Below are 23,311 nucleotides of genomic sequence, written 5' to 3' on the forward strand. Positions count from 1 at the left end.
CGCCGCCCCGGCGGTCTCAGAGGATCTCCACGTACCCTTCGCCGCCGTTGACCCGGATGCGCTGCCCGTCCTCGATGCGCCGGGTGGCGCCCTCCACGCCGACGACCGCGGGCAGCCCGTACTCGCGGGCCACCACGGCGCCGTGCGTCATGACCCCGCCGACCTCCATGACGACGCCCTTGACCGAGACGAACAGCGGCGACCAGCTCGGATCGGTGAACACGGTGACGAGGATGTCGCCGTCCTCCAGGTCGGCCTCGGCCATGCTGCGGATGACCCGCGCCCGGCCCTCCACGACGCCCGACGACACGGGGATGCCCGCCAGCGCCCCCTTCGGCAGCGAGCCCGGCTCGTACGCGCCGGAGATCACCTCGCCCTCCGACGTGATCACGCGCGGCGGGGTCAGCTTCTGGAACGTCTCGTGCTCCTCCCGCCGCCGCGTGATGAGCGAGTAGTCCAGCTCGCCGGTGTTGACCGCCTTCCTGAACTCCTCGATGGACAGGAAGTACACGTCCTCGGGCGCCTGGACGACCCCGCGCGCGGCGAGCTTGGCCGCCTCCTCCATGAGCGCCCGCTTGTAGACCTCGTAGCGCAGGAGCAGCGCGTGCTTGGAGTACTCGCGGTAGCCGATGAAGTGCCGGATCAGGCTCATCTTCTTGGCCGCCTTCTTCGCCTTGCCGGCGCAGCCGGGCAGCGCCCGCAGGCGGGCGAGCAGGTCGGCCATCGTGCGCTCGGCGTCGGCGCGGCCCTGCTCCGCCTTGCGGAGGCGCTCCCCGGGCTGGAAGTTGCGGATGTTGCTGAGGATGAGCGGCACGAGCAGCGTCGGGTCCTCGCTCCACCGGGTCCTGGTCAGGTCGATGTCGCCGGCGCAGTGCATCCCGTACGTGTCCAGGTAGCGGCGGATGGCGCCGGCGGCCTCGGCCCCGCCCTCCAGCCCGGCCAGGCCGTCGTAGAAGGTGTCGCGCCGGGCCGTCTCCAGGTAGCGCAGCACCTCGGGGCGGTCGCGGACGGCGTCGGCGACGTCGAGCAGGTCGAGCCCCATCGCGGCCACCACGTTGTGGTCGGCGGACTGGGCGACGGCGTCGGCGGCGTTCTTGACGCCCAGCCAGGACTCCATGTGCTTGTTGACCCAGTTCACCGACTGGATGCCGAGGAAGGCCGCCGCCACGCTGCGCGGGTCGAAGGTGAGCTCGGCGAGCACGTCGTGGTCGTCGACGATGCAGGCGAACAGCTCGTCGCCCGACTTCCCGGCGATCTCGCGCCGCAGCCGCGCCACGGTCGCCTCGGTGTGCGCGATCAGGTCGGGCACGACGCGCGGGTCGTCCTCGCGGGCGAGCTTGAGATACTGCTTGGCGATCGGCAGCACGCCGCCCTCGCCGAAGTCCAGCATCGAGGTCTTGCCGCGGGCCAGCCCGGCGACGAAGTCCTTGCGCGTGAGCACGGCCCGCAGGGCGTTGGCCATCAGCACGTCGACCTGGTCGAGGCTCTTGAGCGTGGCGGGCCTGGCCCAGGCCGAGGTGAGCTCCGCCGAGACGTCCTTGTAGAAGCGGTTGCCGGTCACGACGCCCGCCGTGCGGCCCAGCTTGTCGTGCAGCAGCGCGAAGAACGACAGGCCGAGGGGCGCGAAGGCGTCGGTCATCATCTGCCGGTGCCCGTAGGAGACGTACACGTGGTTCTTGTCGTCGCCGGCGGGCGGCACGGGGTAGAGCGTGGTGACGGGGCGGCTCTGCAGGACGTGGAACGCGCCGTCGTACAGCGCCCACTCGATGTCCTGGGGGCGGCCGAAGTGCGCCTCGATCTCCCGGCCGAGGCGCTCCAGCAGCAGGATCTGCTCGTCGCCGAGCTTCTGCGCGGACTGCCGGGCGGGCTCGACCGGCAGCTCCTCGGTGCCGCCGGACGGCAGCCCGCGCAGCTCCATCGTCTGCGTGGCGATCTTCCTGTCGATGATCCGCCCCGCCCTGACGCGGTAGTTGTCGGCGTTGACCAGCCCCGACACGAACGCCTCGCCGAGCCCGTACCCGGCGTCGATCGACACCACCCGGCGGTTGGCCGAGACCGGGTCGGCGGTGAACATGATGCCCGCCGCCTCGGGGAAGACCATCCGCTGCACGACCACCGACAGCCGGACCAGGCGATGGCCGAAGCCGTTCTGGATGCGGTAGGCCACGGCCCGGTCGGTGAACAGCGACGCCCAGCAGCGCCGCACCGCGTCGACGATCGCCTCGGCGCCGCGCACGTTCAGGTAGGTGTCCTGCTGGCCGGCGAAGGAGCTGGAGGGCAGGTCCTCGGCGGTGGCGCTGGAGCGCACCGCGCAGGGTGCCTCGTCGCCGCCCATCCCGTCGAGGTGGCGGACGATGTCGTGCCGAATCTCCTCGGGCACGGTCAGGCCCTCGATGGCGGCGCGCAGCCGGGCGGCGGCGCCGGCGATGCCGGCCCGGTCGTCGGCCCGCAGCCCGGACAGCCCGTCGATCAGCGCGGCGACCGCCGGGTCTCGCTCGACGACCTGCTCGTACGCGCCGGTGGTGACGCAGAAGCCCGGCGGCACGCGGACCCCGCGGATCGCGGACAGCTCGCCCAGGTTGGCCCCCTTTCCGCCGACCAGGGGGAGGTGCGTCTTGTCGATGTCTTGGAACCCGAGTACGTAGGCACTCATGGCTGATCCCGTCTCTCATCCGATTTCAATACAGCACTGTACTGTATTGAAATCGGGACACGCCAACAGGGAAGGACGTCCCCATGACTGCCAAGATCTGCCTGGTGACCGGAGCCTCCTCGGGCATCGGCCACGCCACCGCGCTGGAGCTGCGCCGGGCCGGCCACATCGTGTACGGGGCCGCGCGCCGCGTCGACCGCATGGCCGGGCTGCGACAGGCCGGGGCCCACCCGCTGGCCATGGACGTCACCAGCGACGACGACCTGGCCCGCGTCGTGGCCGCCGTCCTGGACGAGCACGGCCGGATCGACGTGCTCGTCAACAACGCCGGGACCGGCCTGCACGGCGCCGTCGAGGACGTGCCCGTCGACCGCGCCCGCCGCCTGTTCGAGGTCAACCTCTTCGGCCCGGCCCGGCTCACCCAGCTCGTCCTGCCGCACATGCGCGAGCGCCGCTCCGGCACGATCGTCAACGTCTCCTCGATCGCCGGCGAGATCTCGCTGCCCCTCGTCGCCTGGTACCACGCCTCCAAGCACGCCCTGGAGACCTGGTCCGACTCGCTGCGCCAGGAATGCCTGCCGTTCGGCGTCCGCGTGGTGGTCGTGCAGCCGGGCATCATCCGCACCGAGTTCGAGGAGGACACGCCGCGCGAGCTGCGCGAGACCTCCGGCGGCGGGGCCTACGGCGTGCTCGCCGAGTCGATGGCCAGGCGCGCCGAGGGCAACACCAAGGGCTCCCCGCCCGCCGTGGTCGCCCGGGCCATCAGGACCGCGGCCGAATCGCCCCGGCCCAAGTCCCGCTACCCGGTCGGCTACCTGGCCAGGACGCTCCTGGCGATGCACCGGATCCTGCCCGACCGGGCGTTCGACGCCCTGGTCACGAAGGCAGGCTAGCGCGGCCATGAGACGACCCGGCCGGCCGCGCAGCAGGGAGGTGGACGCGGCGGTCCTGGCCGCCGCGCTCGACCTGCTCATCGAGCGCGGCGCCAGCCAGACCAGCATCGAGCAGATCGCCCAGCGCGCCGGAGTCACCCGCGCCACCGTCTACCGGCGCTTCCCCGGCAAGACGGCCCTGCTCATCCAGGCCATCGAGTCGGTGCACCACGACCACGGCCCCGGGGCGCTCGACTGGCCGGACATCGACCGCATGCTCGACAACTGGGCGGCCTACCTGAGCACCCCCCGCAACCGGCGCATGCTGCGGCGGCTGTACGGGGCCGTGGACGACTACCCCGAGCTGCCGCGCGCGTACCGGAACTCCCACGGCGGGCGGCGGGCGGCGGCCGAGCACGCGGCGCTGCGCCGCTCGCGCGAGCGCGGCCAGCTCCCGCGCGAGAGCGACCCCGACACCGTCCAGCAGCTTCTCAACGGCGCGGTGCTGCACCACCTCGGCGCCTACCCCGACACCGAGAGCGCCGAGGCGGTCAAGGCGTACTTCGTGGCCATCCTGCGGCAGGCCGGATACCGCACGGATGTCACATCGGGCCGCCCGCCGCCGTCTGCTCACTGACGGACGACTGGGGGAGGGGCTGCGGTGATTCTCGCGCACGGGATCGGCGGGCGGTCGGATCTGCCGATCCCGCTCTGGCTGGCGCTCTACGCCGGGGCGGGGGCGGTGCTGATCGCGTTCTTCGCGGTGTCGGTGCTGCGGCCACGGCAGCGGCAGCGATCGGGCGGCGTGCCGCTGCCCCGGGCCGCGCAGCGGATCGCCGCCGCCCCCGCCGTCCGCGCGCTGCTCAGGGCGGCGGGCCTGGCGGCGCTCGCGCTGCTGCTGGCCACCGCCTGGTTCGGCGCCGCCGACCCGGCGCGCAACCCGGCGCCCGCCTGGTTCTACGTGTGGTTCTGGGTCGGCCTGATCCCGGTGTCGCTGCTGTTCGGGCCGCTCTGGCGGCTGGTGAACCCGGTGCGCGCGCTCGCCGCCGCCGTCCGCCGGCTCCTGCCGGAGGCGGCGCGCCGCGAGCCGCCGTCCGGCCGCGCCGGCTCCCTGCCGGCGGTCGCCGGCATGGCCGCCTTCCTCTGGCTCGAACTGGCCTCCCCCGACCCCGGCTCGCCGCGGGCGGTGGCGCTCTTCGTGACCGGGTACGCGCTGGCGCACACGGTGGCCGGAGCCGTGTTCGGGCCGCGCTGGTTCGACCGGGCGGACTCCTTCGAGGTGTACGCCGGGCTGCTCGCCGCCCTGTCGCCGATCGGCAGGGACGAGGCCGGGCGGCTGGTGCTGCGGACGCCCCCGGCCGGGCTGCGCGCCGGTCGCGCCGACGCCGGGCAGACCGCGCTGGCGCTCGTGGTGCTGGGCGGCACCATGTACGACGGTTTCAGCAGGCTGCCGGTGTGGACCGGGATCACCGGCGTGCTCGGCGGCCCGGCCGCGACGCTGCTGACCACGGCCGCGCTCGGCGTCGTGATCGCGCTCAACCACCTGGCCTACCGTGACGCGCTCCGGATGACCAGGCCGTACGCCCGGCCGTCGGCGGGCGTGGCCGACGCGTTCACGCACTCGCTGGTGCCGGTCATGGTCGGCTACAGCGTCGCGCACTACTTCTCCTTCGCCGTCTTCGAGGGGCAGCGGGGCTGGCTGCTGGCCGGTGACCCGTTCGGCCTCGGCTGGGACCTGTTCGGCGTCGGTGACGCGGCCGTCGACTACACGGTGCTGGCGCCGTCGCTGATCGCCGCCGTCCAGGTGGGCGCGATCGTGCTCGGCCACATCGGCGGCGTGGTGGCCGCGCACGACCGGGCGCTGGAGGTGGTGCGCGCCGGGGAGCTGCGGACCGGCCAGTACCCGATGCTCACGCTCATGGTCGTCTACACGGGCCTCGGCATCACGCTGATGTCCGCGGGCTGAGCCGTGTCACACGCCGCCGGGGGCGCTCGTCCTATCACCAGATCAAGCACAGGAAAGGGACAAATCATGATGAACGGCTACAGCAGGCCGGCCAGGATCTTCGTCCAGGTGGCCGTCGTGGTCGGCGCGCTGACGATGCTGGTGTTCGGCGTGTGGATGCGCATCGACCCCGCGGGCTTCGCGGTCTTCGCCCAGTTCCCCAATCACGTGCACTTCCTGCACGACGCCGGGGTCTTCCAGATCGGCATCGGGCTGATGATGCTCTGCGCGCTGGTGTGGCACGACGTGCTCTCGATCGTGCTGGTCGGGTTCTTCGTCACCAACTCGCTGCACGCGGTGAACCACGCGGCCGACCTGGACCTCGGCGGCAGCCCGGACAACTGGTGGCAGCTCGGGCTCGTCTCGCTGCTGGCCCTGGCCGGCCTCGTGGTGCACCGCAGGCAGCTCAGCCGCCGGTCACGGGCTGACGCGTAGCCGGGTCAGCACCAGCCCGCCGCGGTGGAGCTCGACCTCGAAGACGCCCGGGATGTCCGCGACGAGGCTCAGCGTCGAGGCCCGGCCGGGGACGAGCTCCGCCTCGCGGTCGTAGCCGTGCACGTGCAGCTCGTCGGCGGCGTCGGAGGTCACGACCAGCTCGACCGTGTCGCCGGTGCGGGCCTCCACCCGGTCCGGCCCGGTCACCAGCTCGCCGCCGGCCACGACGAACAGGTGCCGCCGCGCGGCGGCGCCCTCGGCCCCCTGCCCCTCGACCTGCCCCCCGACCTGCCCCCCGCCCTGGCCGCACGCCGCCGCCGTCACCAGCAGGGCGACGGCGACGGCCGCGGCGCGGATCGCCCGCCTCACGCGCGGACCTCGCGCATCGCCCGCAGCCCGGCCCGGCAGCTCGGGTACTCCGGCCGCCAGTTCAGCTCCCGCTTGGCCTTGTCGTTCGACAGCCGGATCCGGGTGCCCGCCATCAGCGCGTACATGTAGGGCGCCGGCCGCAGCAGCAGGCTCGGCACGGCGATCGGCGCGGGCGCGCCCGCCGCCTCCGCCAGGGCGGCGACGAACTCGGCGAACGGCAGCGGCGTGTCGTCCACCACGTTGTACGCCTGCCCGGCCCGCCCCCGTTCGAGAGCGGCGACCGTGGCCGCCGCCGCGTCCGCGATGTGGATCGGCGAGGTCACCCCGGACGGCCTCGGCACCGGCAGCATTCGCCGCGACGCCAGCTCCATCAGCTTGCGCGTGCCCGCCTCCGGGCCGTAGAAGAGGCCGTAGCGCAGCGCGACCCCCTCGATGCCCGCCGTGCCGAAGGTCAGCCGCTCGTTCGTCCGCATCGAGCGCATGTGCCGCTCGAAGGCGCCCCGGCCGGTCGGCGCGAACGGGTGCTCCTCGGTCAGCTTCGCCTCACCGTGGGCCAGGTAGCCGTAGCCGAGGAAGAACGACTGCGTGACGAACCGGTGCGCGCCGACCAGCTCGGCCGCCCGCAGCAGGTTCGCCGTGCCCTGCTCGCGCAGGTCGTCGGTGGCGTGCAGGTCCCGGTGGCGCAGCGGCGTGCCGGTGATCGCGGTCGCCTGGTGGATCACCGCGTCGGCGCGGTGCCCGCGCAGCGCGTCCAGCAGCTTCCGCTCGTCCATCACGTCGACCACCCGCGTCTCGACGCCCGCCTCCTCCAGCAGGCGCGCCCGGCGGGACGAGCGGGTCAGGCCGAGCACCGAGTGACCGGCGGCGAGGAGCCTCGGCACGAGTTCGCCGCCGAGGGCGCCCGTCGCACCCGCGAGCACGACCTTCATTCCCCGTCTCCTTCTTGCTGGTGTGTCATCGAACACGTTCCTTCCCGCGGCCTCGGTGTTCCTGCCCGGCCGCTCTACGATCTGACGCCGGCGCGCCGGCGCCTGTGACACGGATTTCCGCCCGGGATGTCACAAGCCGGGCGGCGGGTTCGTCCCAACGAGGGAAGGCAAGTGACCAGGGGGAACAGTGACGGACGACATCACGGACGAGAGGGAAGCCGTCTTCGCCGCGAACCGCAACCTGCTGTTCGCGGCCGCGTACGACATCCTCGGCAGCGTCACCGACGCCGAGGACGTCGTGCAGGACGCGTGGCTGCGCTGGCAGGGGGCCGATCATGAGGCCATCGAGCACCCGCGCGCGTACCTGATGCGCATCGTCGTGCACCGGGCGGTCGACCAGCTCCGCAAGGCGCGCAGGATGCGCGAGGACTACATCGGCCCGTGGCTGCCCGAGCCGCTGTGGACCGACGAGAGCGCCGCCGAGCCGGTGGAGCGCAGCGGCGGCGTGGCGCTCGGCCTGCTGGTCGTGCTGGAGACGCTGTCCCCGCTGGAACGGGCCGCGTTCGTCCTCAGGGAGGCGTTCGCCTACGAGTACGACGAGATCGCCGGCATTCTCGGCCGGTCGCCCGCGGCGGTGCGGCAGCTCGTGCACCGGGCGCGCGGGCACGTGCACGCGCGGCGGCCCCGATTCTCCGCCGACCAGCGCGAGGCCCAGGTCGCGGCCGAGCGGTTCGTGGCGGCGGCGGTCGGGGGCAGCATGACCGGCCTGCTCGACGTGCTGGCCCCCGAGGTCACGCTCTGGAACGACGGCGGCGGCCGGGCCCGCGCCGCGCTGCGGCCGGTGCACGGCGCGGCCAAGGTGGCCCGCCTGCTCGCCGCCGTCGGCCCCTACTACGCCGGGTACCAGGTGCGCTGGGCGGCACCCGGCGGCACCCCGACCGCCCTGATCGTCGACGGCGACCGCCCCGTCGCGGTCGTCACCGTCGAAACCGACCCCGTGGACGGCCGGGTACGCGCCATCTACGGCATGGCGAACCCGGACAAGCTCGCCCACCTGTCGCAGCACAACTGACGAACGAGAGGATGCGCGCATGCCGAAGGTCCTGGAGGACTTCATCCCGTGGCCCCTGGGCACCGAGTGCCACGAGCTGCACATCCGGCAGCGGCCGGAGACCGTGTGGACCGCGCTGAACACGCTGACGCCCGCCGAGCTGCCGGGGGTGCGGCTGCTCATGGGCCTGCGCTCGCTCCCGGCGAACGGGCTGAACCAGGCGCCGACGATGCTCGGCACGATGCGCGGCCGCGGCTGGTTCGAGCTGGCCGGAGAGCCGCAGCGCTACATCGTGCTCGGCTCGATCAGCCAGTTCTGGCGGCTGCGGCCGGGGGAGCACCGCCACACCTGCCCGCCCGGCAGCTTCCGCGACTACCACGCGCCCGGCTTCGCCAAGTCGGCGTCGATCTTCGAGGTGATCCCGACCGAGCACGGCACGCTGCTGCGCACCGAGACCCGGGTCACCGCCGACTCGCCGCGGACCCGGCGCAGGATGCTGGCCTACTGGCGGCTGATCCGCCCCTTCAGCGGGCTGATCCGCCGGATCATGCTGCGCGCCATCGCCAGGAAGGCCGCCGCGAGCGCCTGATCCTGTGGTGCCGTCCCCGGCGGCATCGGTAGGATCGGCGCCCCGCCGCCTGAGGAGGTCCCCCGGTGAAGTGGCGTTCGCGGCTCGTCCCGCTGCTGGTGCTGGCCGGGACGGCGCTGTTCCTGTTCGACCAGGGCGCGCGGCGGGAGCCGGTGGTGCGGGAGGTCAGCGTGCTGGAGGGCACGGCGGCGGGCTACCGCTCCTACACCGACAGCGCCGGGCGGGGCAACCGGACCTCGACGGTCGTGGTGTTCGCGCTGACCCTCTCGGGTTATCCGGCCAACGTGACCTTCCGCCTGCTGCAGCCGCCGCCGGGCGGGGTGCCCGACGGCGCCGCCGTGCGCCTGGAGGTCCCCGCCGACGCCGCCGAGACGCTCGCCCGCGCCGCCCGCTTCCCCGACTCCGACTACCTGATCAAGGCGCTGGGGGCCTCGGTCGACGGCCGGCCGGTCTACTCCGCCGCCGGTGACGCCGAGCGGGCGAGCGGCGCGGCGACCGGCTTCAAGATCGCCTCGGCGGTCTTCGCGCTGCTCGCGCTGGCCTGGGGCCTCCTCCTGGTGCGGCGGTTCCGCAAGGCGGGCTGACGGGACGGCTCCTGCGCACGGCTCCCGGTTCGGGGTACGTTTTCGCCTGCGCCGATGAGTTTCGCCGCTCGCGGCGGTCTGCATCATCAGCATCGACCAGGAGGCGACCGCATGACCGAGCTCACGACACACACCCTGGAAGTGCCCGGGGCCGTCCTTCACTACGACATCCGCCCGGCCGACAGCGCCGACCCGATCCTGCTGCTGATCGGGTCGCCGATGGACGCAGCCGGCTTCGCGTCGCTGGCCGCGCGCTTCCCCGACCGCACGGTCGTCACGTACGATCCGCGCGGCGCCGGGCGGAGCGTGCGCACCGAGGGCGGCGAGTCGACGCCCGACCTGCACGCCGACGACCTGCACCGGCTCATCGACGCGATCGGCGGCGGGCCGGTCGACATCCTGGCCAGCAGCGGCGGCGCCGTCAACGCGCTGGCGCTGGTGGCCAAGCACCCCGAGCAGGTCCGCACGCTGGTGGCGCACGAGCCGCCCGCCGCCCAGGCCCTGCCCGACCGCGAGCAGGCGCTCGCGGCCATCGCCGACATCCGGCAGACCTACGAGCGTGACGGCTTCGGGCCCGCGATGGCCAAGTTCATCGGGATCACCAGCCTGACCGGCGAGATCCCCGCCGACTTCGCCGACCGGCCCATGCCCGACCCCGCCGCGTTCGGCATGCCGACGGAGGACGACGGCTCGCGCGACGACGTGCTGTTCGCCCAGAACCTCATCTCCTGTACGCATTACGAGCACGACTACGAGGCGTTGCGCGCCGCCTCCACCCGGGTGGTCATCGCCGTGGGCGCCGAGTCGGAGGGCCAGATGGCCCGGCGCTCGGGCGAGGGCGTCGCCGCGCGGCTCGGCACCGAAGCGGTGATCTTCCCGAGCAACCACGGCGGCTTCATGGACGGCGAGTTCGGCATGAAGGGCGACCCCGACGGCTTCGCCGCCGCGCTGCGCAAGGTCCTGTCGGAGTAGCGCGGGTCAGCCGTGCGGCCGCATCGGCAGCGCGGTGAGCCTGCTGCCCTGGATGCCGCCGAAGTCCGTCTGCCGCAGCTCGGCGTACGGCACCGCGAGCCGCGCCCGGGGGAAGTCGGTGCGCAGGACCTCGACGAGCGCGCGCAGTTCGAGCCGGGCGAGCTGTGCGCCGGTGCAGTAGTGCGGGCCGGCGCCGAAGGTCAGGTCCGGCCCGATCGCCCGGCGCGGATCGAGGTTGATGCCCTGGATGTCGACGAGCACGGGGGAGCGGGCGGGCAGCCGCACCCCGGCCAGCTCGACCGCCGCCGAGGTGAACCGCCACAGCGTGAACGGCGCGGGCGCGTGCCTGCGCAGCGTCTCGTTGACGAAGTCCTCAGCCTGCGACGGCTCCGGGGCGACGTCGAGCGCGCGGGCCAGCAGGAAGCCGAGCGACGGATCGGTGGTGAGCTGACCGGCGAACACCAGCGTGAAGATCAGGTAGTGCACCTCCGGCTCGCTGAACTCGGGCACCCGTTCGCGCAGCTCGGCGGCCAGGCCGTCCCGGCCCTCGGCCAGCGCCGCGCCGGCCAGCTCCGCGAAGGCGGCCATCGCCGCGCCCACCTCCTCGGGGTCCGGGCTGTACATGCTCCGGCAGGCCGCCATCGCCTGGTCGACGCGCTCCAGCGGCACGCCGAGCACGTCGCAGACCACGGTGAGCGGGTAACGGGTGGCGAAGTCCGCCATCACGTCCACGGTCTCGCCCGTGGCGGCCAGCCGGGCCAGCAGGTCGCGGGCGTGCCCGGTGATCCGGTCCGCGTAGGCGGCCAGGCGGCGCGCGGTGAAGAGGGGCGCGTGCGCCCGGCGCAGCCGTTCGTGCGCGGGCCCGTCGAGCGTGGTGAGCGACGGCTGCGCGGCGGCGGTGGGCTCCAGGCCCGCGGTGCGCGGGTCCCAGCTCTCCGGGGCCCAGGCCGGGTCCTTGACGATGTCGGGGTGGACGAGGACCTGGCGGGCCAGCGCCTCCTCGGTGACGATCCACGCCGGGCCGCCCGCGGGGGCGTCGGCCCGGACGATCGGGCCGGCGGCGCGCAGGGCGGCACGGGCCGGATGCGGCTCGCCGATCGCGCGGACGGTGACGGCGAACGGGTCCACGCCGGCGTACGGGGCTTCGGTCATCGGGATCTCCTCGGGGGTCATCGGGTCTGCTTGGGCAGGAGGAACATCAGCGCGGCAGCGCCCACGTAACAGAGGGCCTGCCAGGGCAGCACCGCGCTCATGGCCCCGGAGTACGCCGCGAGCCCGGGCGTCCCGCCCGCGCCCTCCAGGGCGTCGAAGAAGATCAGGCCGAGGACGGCGACGCCCACCGCGTTGCCGATCTGCGTCACGGTCGTGAGCACGCCGCCCGCGGCCCCGGCGTCACGGGCGGGCACCCCGGCGAGCACCACGTTGATCAGGCCGGGCGCGGTGAGGCCCAGCCCCAGGCCGCCCAGCAGCATCGGCGCGGCCAGCAGCCAGGCGGCCGGCTCGGCGCCGCCGCTGACGACCAGGTGGAGGACGACCTGGGAGGCGGCCAGCGTGAGCGACCCCGCCACCAGGGTGCCGCGGCCGGCCCGTACCCCGAGGCCCGAGGTGATGATCGAGCCGACCGCGTACGGCAGGATCACCAGCCCGGTCTCCAGCGCCGAGTAGCCGGCGCCCGACTGCAGGTAGAGCGAGAGCGCGAGGAAGAACGACCCCAGCGCGCCGAAGAACAGCAGCGAGGCCGCCAGCCCGCCCGCGAACGCCCGCACGCGCAGCAGCGCCGGATCGAGAACCGGCTGCCCGCCGCGCTCGGCCAGCCGCCGCTGCCTGGACAGGAACACCGCCGTCACCGGGACCGCGAGCGCCAGGATCACGTAGCTCCACCAGGGCCGGCCCCACTCGCGCCCCTGCACGAGAGGCAGCAGCAGGAGCACGGCGGCGCAGGCGGCGAGCGCCGCGCCCGGCAGGTCGAGCCGGACGCGGCCGGGCTCGCGCGAGTCGGGCAGGTGCCGGGCCCCGAGGGCGAGCCCGACGGCGGCGATCGGCACGTTCACCCAGAAGATCGCCCGCCAGCCGAGCCCGAACAGGTCGGCCTCGACCAGCACCCCGCCGAGCAGCGGCCCGGCGACCGAGGCCAGGCCCAGCACCGCGCCGTACGCGCCGAGCGCCCTGGCCCGGGCGGCGGGCTCGAACGAGGCCCGGATGACGCCGAACACCTGCGGGATCATCAGGCCGCCCGCCAGGCCCTGCGCGACGCGCGCGCCGACCAGGACGGCGGCGTCCGGTGCCAGCCCGCAGCCCGCCGAGGCCAGCGTGAACGCCGACAGCCCGGCGAGGAACACCCGGCGGCGCCCGTACGCGTCACCGGCGCGGCCCCCGGTGATCAGGCCGGCGCCCACGGCGAGCGTGTAGCCGGCGACCGTCCACTGGAGCGCGGCGTCACCCGCGCCCAGGTCGGCGGCGATCGCCGGGAGGGCGACGCTGACGATGGTGGCGTCAAGGAGCTCCATGAACGACGCGATGAGGACCGCGGCCAGGACGAGAACCGCCGGCCGTCCCGTCAGGAGGGTGGTGGGTGGGGGAGTGGTCATAGCGCGTGGGTGCTCCTCGATCCGCTAGAATGACTGCATAACGCAGTAGCTGCGCGACGCAGCTAATTTATAGCAGAACCTCTGCGTCACGCAGCGAACCGGAGGGCGGTCGGGTGATGGACGAGGAACGGCAGGCGCTGGTCGCCGAGCTGGTCAAGAACGCGATACCGGGCTGGGCCATCGCCGTCGTACGGCTCAACAAGGCCGTCGCCGACCGGCTCGGCGTGGCCGAGAGCGACGTCCAATGCCTGCACGTGCTCGACCGGCTCGGCCCCGCCACCCCCGGCGCCCTCGCCAAACAGGTCGGCCTCACCACCGGCTCGGCCTCCCGCATGATCGACCGCCTCGTCGCCGCCGGCTGCGTACGCCGCGTCGCCGACCCCGGCGACCGGCGGCGCGTGCTCATCGAACCCACCCCGGACGGCATCGCCCGCGTCAGCGCCGCCTACGCCGGGCTCATCACCCGCACCGAGCAGTCCCTGGCGCCCTTCGACGACCGCGCCCTGGAGACCATCCTCGAGTTCGTCCGATCCGCCCACCGCGACACCGCCGCCGAACTCCACCACCTCCCGACCCCCACCGACTAACCCCTGGGCCTTCGGGGTCTCCGAGCCGCCCCGGACCTTCCAGGGGCTGTGGGGGCCGGGGGATCCCGCGCGGCGGTGCCCCCAAGCGGTCCGGGCCACGGGTGCCCGGGCGCCGGGCTGTCGGAGCCGGCCGGGCCACTGGGCCGCCACCGGGCCGCGCCAGGCCGCCGTCGGGTCGCGTGGCACGAAGTGGTCCGAGCCGCCCGCTACGGCGGGGTGCGCGTACGGGCCGGTGCGGGGTGGTGGGGTGGTCGGGACGGCGTGACGCGGCGCGGTCCCGTTGCCGGACGTCCAGGTCGCCGGGCGCGTGTCACCGGGCGGTTCGCGTTGCCGGCTCGTCGGCGCCACCGCGCCGCGTGCTCACGAAGTGGCCTGGGCTGCCCGTGCGGGCCGCCGTCCCCGTGCGGCCGCCGGACCCGTGCGGGAGGTTGGGCCCGTGCGGGCCGCACAGACCCGGGCGGGTCGCCGAATCCGTACGGGGCGTCGGGTCCGTGCGGGGCGTGAATCCGTGCGCGGCCACGGCGGTGGCGACGAGCAGGGCGGAGGCGATGAGGCGGCCGGTCGGGAGGGTGCCGGAGACGACGCGCTGGAACACGGCGTGCCTGGCGAGGAACAGCGCGGGGCCGCCGAGTACGGTGAGCGCGGCCCCGGCCGTGGTGTGGCCGAGCGGGTGGGCGATCATAATCGTCAGCGCGCGACCTCGTACGGGATGATCTCGGCGAGAGCGGTGGCGCCGCCCATGCCGTAGTCGGCGCGCAGCCGGATGTAGCGGGCGGAGACGCCGGTCAGGTCGACGTCGTTGGGCGCGGTCATCATCGGCCATTCGACCCGCTTGACGTCGCGGAACGTCTCGCCGTCGTCGCTCACCTGGACGACGCCCCGGCGGACGGTGCCGTTCATGTCGTAGCGGAGCTTCGGCTGGAAGCGTACGGCGGACAGTTCGCGCACCTTGCCCAGGTCCACGGTGATGTGGTGGGGCTGCGGCGGCGGGCCGGGGTAGTAGGAGTGGAAGTCCGTGGTCAGGTTGCCGTCGACGGCCCGGGCGGGGTCGCCGGCGCCGGGCTTGAACGTGCTCGCCGTGGCGCTGAGCTCGGCCGGGGGCACCCGGGTGCCGGCCGGGACCTCGGGCCAGACGCCGGGCGCGTGCTCGGGCTCGTCGTGGACGACCGGCTGGTCGGGGCCGGTGCCCTTGCCCCGGATCACCACGTCGGTGATGACCGAGCTGTGGTCGGAGTAGAACGGGTAGGGGTCGTCGAGCGGGCTGTCCTGGTGGCGGGGGAGCCGCCGGTCGTCGATGCGCGACCCGAGCACGCGTACGTCCTCGCCGCGCGTGAAGACGTAGTCGATGCGGGCGGGCGCGGACCGCCACCCGCTCAGCGAGCTCCAGGTGCGGCCGGGGTGGCGGCCGGCGTCGGGGTTGGCGTGGCGGAAGGTGTCGGTGAAGCCCGCGTCGGTGAACATCTTGGTGAGCGGCCACGGCAGCACCATGCCCGCGTGGCCGCGCGCGTTCTTGAACTGCTCGGTCCAGTCGAGGTGCGGCCAGGCGTTGAGGTCGCCGCCCATGAGCACGGGGGCGTCGTCGTCGCCGATGAAGGACGGCAGCGCCTTCTCCAGGATGGACTTGCCCATGGCGACGCGGCGGAAGTTGTCGTTCTCGGCGAGCTGCTGGTCGGTCTTGGTCCTGGGCATGCCGTAGAGGTTCTGCACGGCGGCCTCGTGGCCGTCCCAGTTGGACGACAGTTCGTGCCAGGTCCACATGCTGAACGCGTGCACGTGCTTGCCGTTGGGCAGGCCGAGGCGGGCGCCGCCGAGGTTGAAGGAGGAGATGTCCTCGTCGGCGTAACGCGGGTAGACCTGCTGGATGTCCAGCTTCGTGTAGATCCACAGGTTGTCGCCGTTGACGCTGTAGTCCTCGGGCTGGGTGAGCCGGGCGGCGGTGTAGCGGTCGTCCTCGGCGCGTCCGGCGTTGAGCCCGTCGAGGATCTTCTCGCCGGACCCGTACGCCTCGACCACGAAGAGGATGTCCGGGTTGACCTCGTTGAGGTATTCGATGAGCTGGGCGAGGTTCTGGCCCGTCTTCTCCTGGCCGTTGATGGTGCCGCCCACGTACAGGTTCCAGGCCATGAGCCGCAGCGGCGTGCCGGCCTTCTTCTCCGGCATGGAGGTGACGGAGACGTCGACGGTCACGTTCCCGGCGGGCAGGGGGAAGGGGCGGGTGCGGGCCTGGCCCTCGCGCGTGTAGATGGTGTCGCGGGCCCACACCTGCTCGCCGGTCCTGACCGTGGCGACGAACTCCTGCACGTGGTTCGGGCGGCTCTTGCCGCTGGCCACGACCGTGCACGAGCTGCCGGGAGCCTGACCGTCACAGTCGAGGCGGTACGCGGCGGGCCTGGGGCCGGGGTGGGCCGAGGCCGGGCTGGGCACGGTCAGGGCGGCGAGGGCCAGGGCGGCCACCATCGGGGGGATCAACTTGCGCAAGGCACTTTCCTTCTGCGGTGCGCCGGGCGAGCCGGCAGGGGGGATCAGGTGAGGCGTTGCGGGGCCGCGGGCCGGGAGATCGAGCCCTGCGGTGAGAAGAACCGGTCGTCCACGTGGTCCAGGGCCAGGCAGGCCGCGCCCAGCGAGACGCACTCCTCGCCGAGCGTCGAGGGCCGGATCTCGGGGACGCGCAGGCAGTGGGGTTCGAGGGCGCGGCGGAGCGCGGGCAGCAGGACGTCCGCCGAGCGGGAGAAGCCGCCGCCGAGGACGACCAGCTCGGGGTCCAGGGTCAGCACCATGGCGGCGGTGCCGAGCGCGAGCTGATCGGCGTAGGCGTCGACGGCGGCCAGGGCGGCGGGGTCGCCGGTGCGGGCGGAGGCGAAGACGAGCCCGGCGGCGTCCTCCGGGGCGGCGCCCGCGGCGGCGGGGGAGTTCTCCAGGTGGCCGGCCATCGTGCGCCAGCCGGTGATGTCCATGAGGCCGACCTCGCCGGTGGCGCCGCTGAAGCCGTGGTGCAGCAGGCCGTTGAGGATGAGCGCGGCCCCGGGCCGCCGGCCGGCGTGCAGGTAGACCAGGTCGCGGACGCCGGCCGCGACGCCCAGCCGCTGCTCGGCCAGGGCGGCGAGCTTGCTGTCGTTCTCGATGGTGATCGGGCACGACAGGCGGCGGCCGAGATGGCCGATGAGGTCGACGCCGGCCCAGTCGGGCAGCGCGGTGACGCGGGTGACCATGCCTTCCCGGTTGACGACGCCGATGCTCCCGGCGGCGACGCCCCACAGGTCGAGCGTGGTGAGGCCGCCGGCGACGAGCGCGGCGTCGATCGCCCTGTCGACGGCCTCCAGCCGTTCGTCGCGCGTGGTGGCGGGGGTCACGGCGACCCGCCCGCTGGCGACGGCCCGCCCGGCGAGGTCGGTGATGATGGCCAGGACCTTGTGCACCCCTATGTCGATGCCGAGCACGTGTCCCGCGTCGGCGCGGAAGCGGTAGCGCTTGGCGGGGCGGCCCATGCCCCCGGGGGCGGGCTCGACCTCGGCGATCCAGCCGCGGTCCTGGAGGTCGGTGACAACGTCGACCATCGAGCCCCGGGACAGCCCGGTTCTCGCGGCCAGTTCGGTCAGCGTCAGCGGGCCGGTGGCCTCACGCAGCGCGCGGATGCTGCTCAGCAGGTTCAGCTGGCGCAGCCGCTGTAGGTCGCCGCCGTTGACCTGCACGGGCTCTCTCCTCACTATTGATGGTCTCCAGACGATGTCGGTCCGCTGCTAGGGGGATCATCGGCCAAGCGGGTCTTGACTGCAAGACCGGATCCATGAATATCTATGGACTCCACAATAAATCGGGGAGTTCGGGCAGATATGACAGTGACCTTAGCCGTCGTCGGGGCAGGAGCCCGAGGCCAGATCTACGCCCGCGCGGCGACGGCCGGCGGACGGGCGCGGATCGTGGCCGTGGCCGACCCGGACCCGGCCCGGCGCGACAGGCTCGCCGACGAGCACGGCGTGTCCGAGGAGGCCCGCTTCACCGGCTGGGCCGAGCTGGCCGCCGCGCCGAAACTGGCCGACGCCGTGGTCATCGCCACCCAGGACCGCCTGCACGTCGATCCCGCGATCGCCTTCGCCGGGCTGGGCTACGCCATCCTGCTGGAGAAGCCGATGGCGCCCACCGAGCCGGAGGCGCGCCGCATCGTCGAGGCCGTCGAGCGCGCCGGCGTCGTCTTCGCCGTCTGCCACGTGCTGCGCTACACCGCCTACACCCAGGTGTTCAAGGAGCTCGTCGACGGCGGCAGGCTCGGCACGATCTCCAGCGTCCAGCACCTGGAGCCGGTCGGCTGGTGGCACATGGCCCACTCCTTCGTCCGTGGCTCCTGGCGCAACGCCGCCGAGTCCGGGCCGATGCTGCTGACCAAGTCCTGCCACGACATCGACTGGCTGCTCCACCTCGTCGGGGACCGGCCCGTCGGCGTGTCCTCGTTCGGCTCGCTGACCCACTTCCGGCCCGAGAACCGGCCGGAGGGCGCGGGCTCGCGGTGCGTGAGCTGCCCGGTCGAGCCCGCCTGCGCCTACTCGGCCAAGCGCCTCTACCTGGGCTGCCTCGGCGACCCGGACCGGGAGTTCTGGCCGCTCGGCCCGGTCACCACCGACGCAACGACGGCAGGCGTCATGAGCGCGCTGGAGACCGGCCCGTACGGGCGCTGCGTGTACGACTGCGACAACGACGTGGTCGACCAGCAGGTGGTGACGATGGAGTTCGCCCGGGGCGCGACCGTGTCGTTCACCATGACGGCCTTCACGCCGCTGGAGCACCGCAAGACCCGCGTGTTCGGCACGCGCGGCTACGCCGAGGGCGACGGGCGGACGATCCGGGTCGTCGACTTCGTGACCGGGGACGAGGAGATCGTCGACACCGGGACCCGCGCGGGCGCCTCGCTGGCCGACGGCCACGGCGGCGGCGACGCGGGGCTCGTCGCGGCGTTCCTCGACGCCGTCGCCACCGGGGACCAGGCGCCGCTCGGCGCCGGCGCGGCCGACGCGCTGGCCGGGCACCTCGTCGTCTGGGCCGCCGAGCGCGCCCGCGAGACCAGGACGGTGCAGCCCCTGTGACGGCGCCCGCTGCCTCCAGAACGGCCGCCACCGCCGCCGGTGGGGTGGTTCCCGCGCCCGCGCGGGTCATCACCGGGGCGGGGCGGTTCACGTTCGACGCCGCCACGCCGCTGGCCGCCGACCCGGCGCTCGCCAGGGCGGCGGCGTGGCTGCGCGAGACGCTCGGCCCGGCCACCGGCCTGCCGCTGCCCGAAGGCCCCGGCGGCGTCGAGATCCGCCTCACCGACGGGCTCGGCCCCGAGGAGTACCGGCTCACCGTCACCCCCGCGTCGGTGCTGATCGAGGCCACGGCTCCGGCCGGCGCCTTCTACGGGGCCCAGACGCTGCGCCAGCTCCTCGACCCCGCCGCGTTCCGGGCGGGCCGCACCGGCGACCGTACGTGGACGGTCCCCGCCGTCACGATCGCCGACGCCCCCCGCTACGCCTGGCGCGGCTGCCTCATCGACGTGGCCCGCCACTACCTGCCGAAGAACGACCTGCTGCGCTACATCGACCTGCTGGCCACCCACAAGCTGAACGTCCTGCACCTGCACCTGACCGACGACCAGGGCTGGCGGCTGGAGATCAGGAAGTACCCGAGGCTGACCGAGGTCGGAGCCTGGCGGCGCGAGTCGCCGCGCGGCGCCAAGCGGCACGGGCTGTTCGACGGCCGCCCGCACGGCGGCTTCTACAGCCAGGAGGACATCAGGGAGATCGTCTCCTACGCGGCCGACCGGTTCGTCACGGTCGTCCCGGAGATCGACCTGCCGGGCCACACCCAGGCCGCCATCGCCGCCTACCCCCAGCTCGGCAACCTGGACACCCCGCTGGACGTGCGCACCGAGTGGGGCGTCGGCGAGAACGTGCTCAACGTCGCCGACGAGACGATCGCCTTCTTCACCGACGTCCTGGACGAGGTGCTGGAGCTCTTCCCCGGCGACTACGTCTGCGTCGGCGGCGACGAGGTGCCCAAGACCCAGTGGAACGAGAGCGTCCCGGCCAAGGAGCGCATCCGCGAGCTGAACCTGCGCGACGCCGAGGAGCTGCAGACCTGGCTGATGCGGCACTTCACCGACTACCTGCTGGCCCGGGGCCGCAAGCCGCTCGGCTGGGACGAGCTCCTGGAGGGCGGCCTGCCGCCGGGGGTCACGGTCGCGGCCTGGCGCGGGGACAAGTGCGCGACGCTGGCCGCGCGGTCCGGCCACGACGTGGTCGTCTCGCCGTTCGCGGAGACGTACCTGGACTTCCGCCAGGCCGAGGGCGACCAGGAGCCGGTGCCGATCGGCAGCGTGACCTCGCTGGACGCGGTGCACGCCTTCGACCCGGTGCCCGCCGGTCTGACCGGAGAGGAGCGCGGCCGGATCCTCGGCGCGCAGGCGGCGCTGTGGACCGAGCACATCGACTCGCCGCGGCTGCTCGACTACATGGCCTTCCCGCGCCTGGCCGCCTTCGCCGAGGCGGTGTGGAGCGAGGAGCGCGACTTCGGCGGGTTCCTCGCCCGGCTCGCCGTGCACGAGAAGCGGCTCGACGCGCTGGGCGTGGAGTATCGCCCGGCCGGCGGACCGCACCCCTGGCAGCGCCGTCCCGACGCCCCCGGTCACCCCCGGACCAGGGCCGAGATCGACGGCAAGCTCGCCGCCTGGACCGCGAACCTGCGGTTCTGACACCCCCCACCTGGAGAAACCATGCGCCACCGCCTCCCCCTGGCCGGGCTGCTCGCCCTCGCCGTCCTCGCCGCGGGCTGCGGCTCCTCCTCCGAGCCGGCCGCCGACGGCAAGGCCGCGATCACGTACGCCATCTGGGACAAGAACGACCAGGCCAGCGCCGAGAAGATCATCGCCGCCTTCCAGCAGGCCAACCCGAAGGTCACGGTCAAGCTGGAGATCACCCCGTGGGACCAGTACTGGACCAAGCTCCAGACGGCCGCGTCCGGCGGCGCGGCGCCGGACGTCTTCTGGATGAACAGCCTCAACGTCCGCATGTACGCCAAGGGCGGCGTCATCTCCCCGATCGACGCGGCCAAGGCCGAGGGCCTGCCGGACGCGGTCGTCGACGGCTACCGCTACGACGGCAAGCTGTACGCGCTGCCGCACAACGTGAGCATCCCGGCCCTCTGGTACGACAAGAAGATCTTCGACGCCGCCGGGCTGGACTACCCGACCGCCGACTGGACCTGGGACGACGTCAAGTCCGCGGCCAAGAAGCTGACCGACCCGGCCAAGAAGCAGTTCGGCATCCTGGCCCCGATGTGGGACCAGGGCGGCTTCTACCCGACGATGCTCCAGGCGGGCGGCCACGTGCTCTCGCCCGACGGCAAGAAGAGCGGCTTCGACGACCCGGCCTCGATCAAGGGCCTGGAGTTCTGGACCGGCCTGATCAAGGACAAGGTCGCGCCCGTCGCCGAGGTCTACACCGACACCGACCCCATCCAGCTCTTCCAGTCCGGCAAGTACGGCATGTACTACGGCGGCGTCTGGTTCGCCTCCACGTTCTGGGCCAACCCGGAGATCCGCGAGCGCATCGACGTGGCGCCGCTGCCCGCGGGCCCGGCGAAGGAGGCCGTCATCCTGCTCGGCCTGGCCAACGCCGTGTCGGCCAAGAGCGAGCACCCGGCGGAGGCGGCGGCGTTCGCCGAGTTCGTCTCCTCCGAGCAGGCGCAGAAGATCCTCAGTGACAGCGGCGGCGGCGCCCTCTCGCTCCGGCCGGGCACGCAGGACGGCTGGTTCAAGGCGTTCCCGTCCTTCCACCTGAAGGAGACCTACGACGCCTCGATGCCGCACGGCGTGCCGTACCCGGCGACGCTGAACACCGCGCAGTGGCAGGACGTGCAGCAGAGGCTGCTGGCCGACGCCTGGTCGGGCAAGCGGCCGGTCGCCGACGTCGCCAAGGAGATCGCGGCGCAGATGAACGAGATCCTGGCCAAGGAGTAACGGATGCTCTCCAAGCGCGAGTGGGTGTGGGGATACCTCCTCATCGCCCCGATGGCGCTGGGCCTGGGCGTCTTCTACCTGTGGCCCATCGCCCAGACGCTCTATCTCAGCTTCACCGAGTCGGGCGTCTTCGGCGGGCACACCTGGGTGGGGACGGACAACTTCACCGAACTGCTCGGCGACGACCAGATGCGGGGCGCGCTCGGCAACACCCTGCTCTACGCGGTGCTGGTGCTGGCGGGCGTGCCGGTGGCGATCGTCGTGGCGGCACTGCTGAACGTGCCGGGGCTGCGCGGCATGAGCGTCTACCGGACGCTGTACTTCCTGCCCGTCGTCACGATGCCCGCCGCCGTCGGCCTGACCTGGCGCTACCTGTTCAACGGCGACTTCGGCGCGATCAACCACTTCCTGGGCGAGCTGGGCATCGACGGGCCGTACTGGGTGGGCGACCCCGACTTCGCCATCTACGCGATCGCGATCGTCGGGGTCTGGAGCTCGGTCGGCTACAACGCCGTGCTGTTCCTGGCCGGGCTCCAGGGCATCCCGCGCCAGTACTACGAGGCGGCCTCGATGGACGGCGCGGGGCGGCTGCGGCAGTTCTTCCGCATCACGCTCCCGCTGCTCACGCCGACCACGTTCTTCGTCCTCGTGATCACCATGATCAACGCGTTGCAGGTCTTCGACCTGGTCTATCTCATGATCGACCTGAACAGCCCGGCGTTGAACGGCAGTCGCACGATCGTCTACCTCTTCTTCGAGAAGGGCTTCGTGCAGAACCAGCGCGGGCTGGCCGCGGCCATCGCCGTGGTGCTGCTCGGGCTGATCCTCGTGCTGACCGCCATCCAGTTCAGGCTGCAGAAGAAGTGGGTGCACTATGAGTAGGGCCAGGACGTGGCCGGCTCACGTGATCCTGACGGCGGGCGCGCTGGTGATGATCGCGCCGTTCGTCTGGCAGGTCGTGGTCTCGCTCCAGACGCTGCCCGACTCGCTGCGGGTGCCGCCGAAGTTCACGCCCTCGTGGGAGTGGTCCAACTTCCCCGAGGTCTTCCGCTCGGTGCCGCTGGCCAGGCAGTTCGTCAACACGGTGGTGGTCACCGTCGGCGTCACGGCGGGGCAGCTCCTGCTGTGCTCGATGGCGGCCTTCGCCTTCGCCCGGCTGCGCTTCCCCGGCCGGGGCGCGATCTTCATGGTGTTCCTGGCCATGCTCATGGTGCCGGGCGAGCTGTTCATCATCCCGCGCTACGAGATCATGCAGGGGCTCGGCTGGCTGAACACGCTGCAGGCGCTGATCGCGCCGGGCGTCTTCGGGGCGTTCGGCACGTTCCTGCTGCGGCAGTTCTTCCTCACGCTGCCCAAGGAGCTGGACGAGGCGGCGCGGCTCGACGGCGCCAACCCGCTGCAGATCTACTGGCACATCATGCTGCCGCTGGTGCGGCCGGGGCTGCTGGCGCTGGGGCTGCTGACCGTCATGTGGTCGTGGAGCAGCCTGCTCTGGCCGCTGGTGGTCAACACCGATCCGGAGATGATGACGCTGTCGGCCGGGCTCGCCTCGCTGCGCGGGCAGTTCCAGACGAACTTCCCCATCCTGTTCGCCGGTTCGGTGGTGGCCTCGCTGCCCGTGATCGCGCTGTTCGTGGTCATGCAGCGGCAGCTCATCGCGGGGATCGCGTTCACGGGCTCGAAGGGGTGACGC

At 73.1% G+C, this 23,311-nt stretch carries 22 protein-coding genes; 14 read left to right on the top strand and 8 right to left on the bottom strand.

The features are described 5' to 3' along the window. Positions 1-16 precede the first annotated feature (16 nt). A complete protein-coding gene (gene rph / locus AB0G11_RS12765; RefSeq protein ID WP_357585724.1) occupies positions 17-2,653 on the bottom strand; it encodes a rifamycin-inactivating phosphotransferase in 2,637 nt (878 codons plus the stop codon). 83 nt (positions 2,654-2,736) lie between these two features. On the opposite strand from rph, the gene AB0G11_RS12770 reads away from it, so the two are divergent. The 4 genes from AB0G11_RS12770 (at position 2,737) to AB0G11_RS12785 (ending at position 5,965) form a co-directional block, all read left to right on the top strand. Further along, positions 2,737-3,546, top strand: coding sequence for an oxidoreductase (locus AB0G11_RS12770; RefSeq protein ID WP_357585726.1), 810 nt, complete (start codon positions 2,737-2,739; stop codon positions 3,544-3,546). 7 nt (positions 3,547-3,553) lie between these two features. Beyond that, on the top strand, positions 3,554-4,162 hold the full coding sequence (locus AB0G11_RS12775) for a TetR/AcrR family transcriptional regulator (RefSeq protein WP_219518888.1): 609 nt from the start codon (positions 3,554-3,556) through the stop codon (positions 4,160-4,162). 24 nt (positions 4,163-4,186) lie between these two features. Next, the gene (locus AB0G11_RS12780; RefSeq protein WP_357585728.1) at positions 4,187-5,491 is read left to right on the top strand and encodes a hypothetical protein; all 1,305 of its coding nucleotides are present in this window, start codon (positions 4,187-4,189) and stop codon (positions 5,489-5,491) included. Between the two features lie 66 nt (positions 5,492-5,557). Next, positions 5,558-5,965 (top strand): hypothetical protein, encoded by a 408-nt coding sequence (locus AB0G11_RS12785; protein WP_219518882.1) that lies wholly within the window; start codon positions 5,558-5,560, stop codon positions 5,963-5,965. On the opposite strand, the gene AB0G11_RS12790 is transcribed toward AB0G11_RS12785, so the two are convergent. Beyond that, positions 5,948-6,334 (bottom strand): hypothetical protein, encoded by a 387-nt coding sequence (locus AB0G11_RS12790; RefSeq protein WP_357585730.1) that lies wholly within the window; start codon positions 6,332-6,334, stop codon positions 5,948-5,950. The two genes, AB0G11_RS12785 and AB0G11_RS12790, sit on opposite strands and share 18 nt — an antisense overlap. Then, positions 6,331-7,263 carry an NAD(P)-dependent oxidoreductase gene (locus tag AB0G11_RS12795; RefSeq protein ID WP_357585732.1) on the bottom strand — a complete coding sequence of 311 codons (933 nt, stop codon included), beginning with the start codon at positions 7,261-7,263 and terminating at the stop codon, positions 6,331-6,333. Before AB0G11_RS12795 ends, AB0G11_RS12790 begins: the two co-directional genes overlap by 4 nt. Positions 7,264-7,450: 187 nt before the next feature. Between AB0G11_RS12795 and sigJ the strand changes: the two genes are divergently transcribed. From sigJ to AB0G11_RS12815, 4 genes are all read left to right on the top strand, one after another. Beyond that, complete coding sequence (gene sigJ, locus AB0G11_RS12800) at positions 7,451-8,335, top strand: RNA polymerase sigma factor SigJ (RefSeq protein ID WP_357585734.1); 885 nt, start codon at positions 7,451-7,453, stop codon at positions 8,333-8,335. A gap of 19 nt (positions 8,336-8,354) precedes the next feature. Beyond that, positions 8,355-8,903, top strand: coding sequence for a hypothetical protein (locus AB0G11_RS12805; RefSeq protein ID WP_219514993.1), 549 nt, complete (start codon positions 8,355-8,357; stop codon positions 8,901-8,903). A 65-nt stretch (positions 8,904-8,968) separates the two neighbouring features. Next, positions 8,969-9,487 carry a hypothetical protein gene (locus AB0G11_RS12810; protein WP_357585736.1) on the top strand — a complete coding sequence of 173 codons (519 nt, stop codon included), beginning with the start codon at positions 8,969-8,971 and terminating at the stop codon, positions 9,485-9,487. A 111-nt stretch (positions 9,488-9,598) separates the two neighbouring features. Next, positions 9,599-10,459 (top strand): alpha/beta hydrolase, encoded by an 861-nt coding sequence (locus tag AB0G11_RS12815; RefSeq protein WP_357585738.1) that lies wholly within the window; start codon positions 9,599-9,601, stop codon positions 10,457-10,459. Between the two features lie 6 nt (positions 10,460-10,465). Here the strand turns inward: AB0G11_RS12815 and AB0G11_RS12820 are convergent, their stop codons facing one another. Together AB0G11_RS12820 and AB0G11_RS12825 are read right to left on the bottom strand one after the other, a co-directional pair. Then, a complete protein-coding gene (locus AB0G11_RS12820; RefSeq protein WP_246646554.1) occupies positions 10,466-11,632 on the bottom strand; it encodes a cytochrome P450 in 1,167 nt (388 codons plus the stop codon). Next, positions 11,629-13,047, bottom strand: a complete 1,419-nt coding sequence (locus AB0G11_RS12825) for an MFS transporter (protein ID WP_357585740.1) — start codon at positions 13,045-13,047, stop codon at positions 11,629-11,631. The genes AB0G11_RS12820 and AB0G11_RS12825 overlap by 4 nt, the downstream gene beginning before the upstream one ends. A gap of 116 nt (positions 13,048-13,163) precedes the next feature. On the opposite strand from AB0G11_RS12825, the gene AB0G11_RS12830 reads away from it, so the two are divergent. After that, the gene (locus AB0G11_RS12830; RefSeq protein WP_219515009.1) at positions 13,164-13,634 is read left to right on the top strand and encodes a MarR family transcriptional regulator; all 471 of its coding nucleotides are present in this window, start codon (positions 13,164-13,166) and stop codon (positions 13,632-13,634) included. Between the two features lie 310 nt (positions 13,635-13,944). Here the strand turns inward: AB0G11_RS12830 and AB0G11_RS12835 are convergent, their stop codons facing one another. From AB0G11_RS12835 to AB0G11_RS12845, 3 genes are read right to left on the bottom strand one after another with little or no spacing between them, the layout of a single operon-like run. Next, positions 13,945-14,316, bottom strand: a complete 372-nt coding sequence (locus AB0G11_RS12835) for a hypothetical protein (protein WP_357585742.1) — start codon at positions 14,314-14,316, stop codon at positions 13,945-13,947. Positions 14,317-14,321: 5 nt separating this feature from the next. Further along, entirely contained in the window at positions 14,322-16,112 is a 1,791-nt protein-coding gene (locus AB0G11_RS12840; protein ID WP_357585744.1) for a discoidin domain-containing protein, read from the bottom strand. A gap of 44 nt (positions 16,113-16,156) precedes the next feature. Next, positions 16,157-17,323 (bottom strand): ROK family transcriptional regulator, encoded by a 1,167-nt coding sequence (locus AB0G11_RS12845; RefSeq protein ID WP_219515024.1) that lies wholly within the window; start codon positions 17,321-17,323, stop codon positions 16,157-16,159. A gap of 141 nt (positions 17,324-17,464) precedes the next feature. On the opposite strand from AB0G11_RS12845, the gene AB0G11_RS12850 reads away from it, so the two are divergent. Genes AB0G11_RS12850 through AB0G11_RS12870 form a run of 5 tightly spaced genes read left to right on the top strand, consistent with a single transcriptional unit; the run spans position 17,465 to position 23,308 of the window. After that, positions 17,465-18,709: a Gfo/Idh/MocA family oxidoreductase gene (locus tag AB0G11_RS12850; RefSeq protein WP_357585746.1), complete on the top strand. Its 1,245-nt coding sequence runs from the start codon at positions 17,465-17,467 to the stop codon at positions 18,707-18,709. Next, a complete protein-coding gene (locus AB0G11_RS12855) occupies positions 18,706-20,352 on the top strand; it encodes a beta-N-acetylhexosaminidase (protein WP_357585748.1) in 1,647 nt (548 codons plus the stop codon). Before AB0G11_RS12850 ends, AB0G11_RS12855 begins: the two co-directional genes overlap by 4 nt. A 21-nt stretch (positions 20,353-20,373) precedes the next feature. After that, on the top strand, positions 20,374-21,618 hold the full coding sequence (locus AB0G11_RS12860) for a sugar ABC transporter substrate-binding protein (protein ID WP_357585750.1): 1,245 nt from the start codon (positions 20,374-20,376) through the stop codon (positions 21,616-21,618). A 3-nt stretch (positions 21,619-21,621) separates the two neighbouring features. Further along, on the top strand, positions 21,622-22,500 hold the full coding sequence (locus tag AB0G11_RS12865; protein WP_357585752.1) for a sugar ABC transporter permease: 879 nt from the start codon (positions 21,622-21,624) through the stop codon (positions 22,498-22,500). Then, positions 22,493-23,308: a carbohydrate ABC transporter permease gene (locus AB0G11_RS12870; RefSeq protein WP_219515031.1), complete on the top strand. Its 816-nt coding sequence runs from the start codon at positions 22,493-22,495 to the stop codon at positions 23,306-23,308. Before AB0G11_RS12865 ends, AB0G11_RS12870 begins: the two co-directional genes overlap by 8 nt. The last annotated feature ends 3 nt before the right edge of the window (positions 23,309-23,311 follow it).

It is taken from the genome of Nonomuraea sp. NPDC023979 (assembly GCF_040639085.1).
GTDB lineage: Bacteria > Actinomycetota > Actinomycetes > Streptosporangiales > Streptosporangiaceae > Nonomuraea > Nonomuraea ceibae.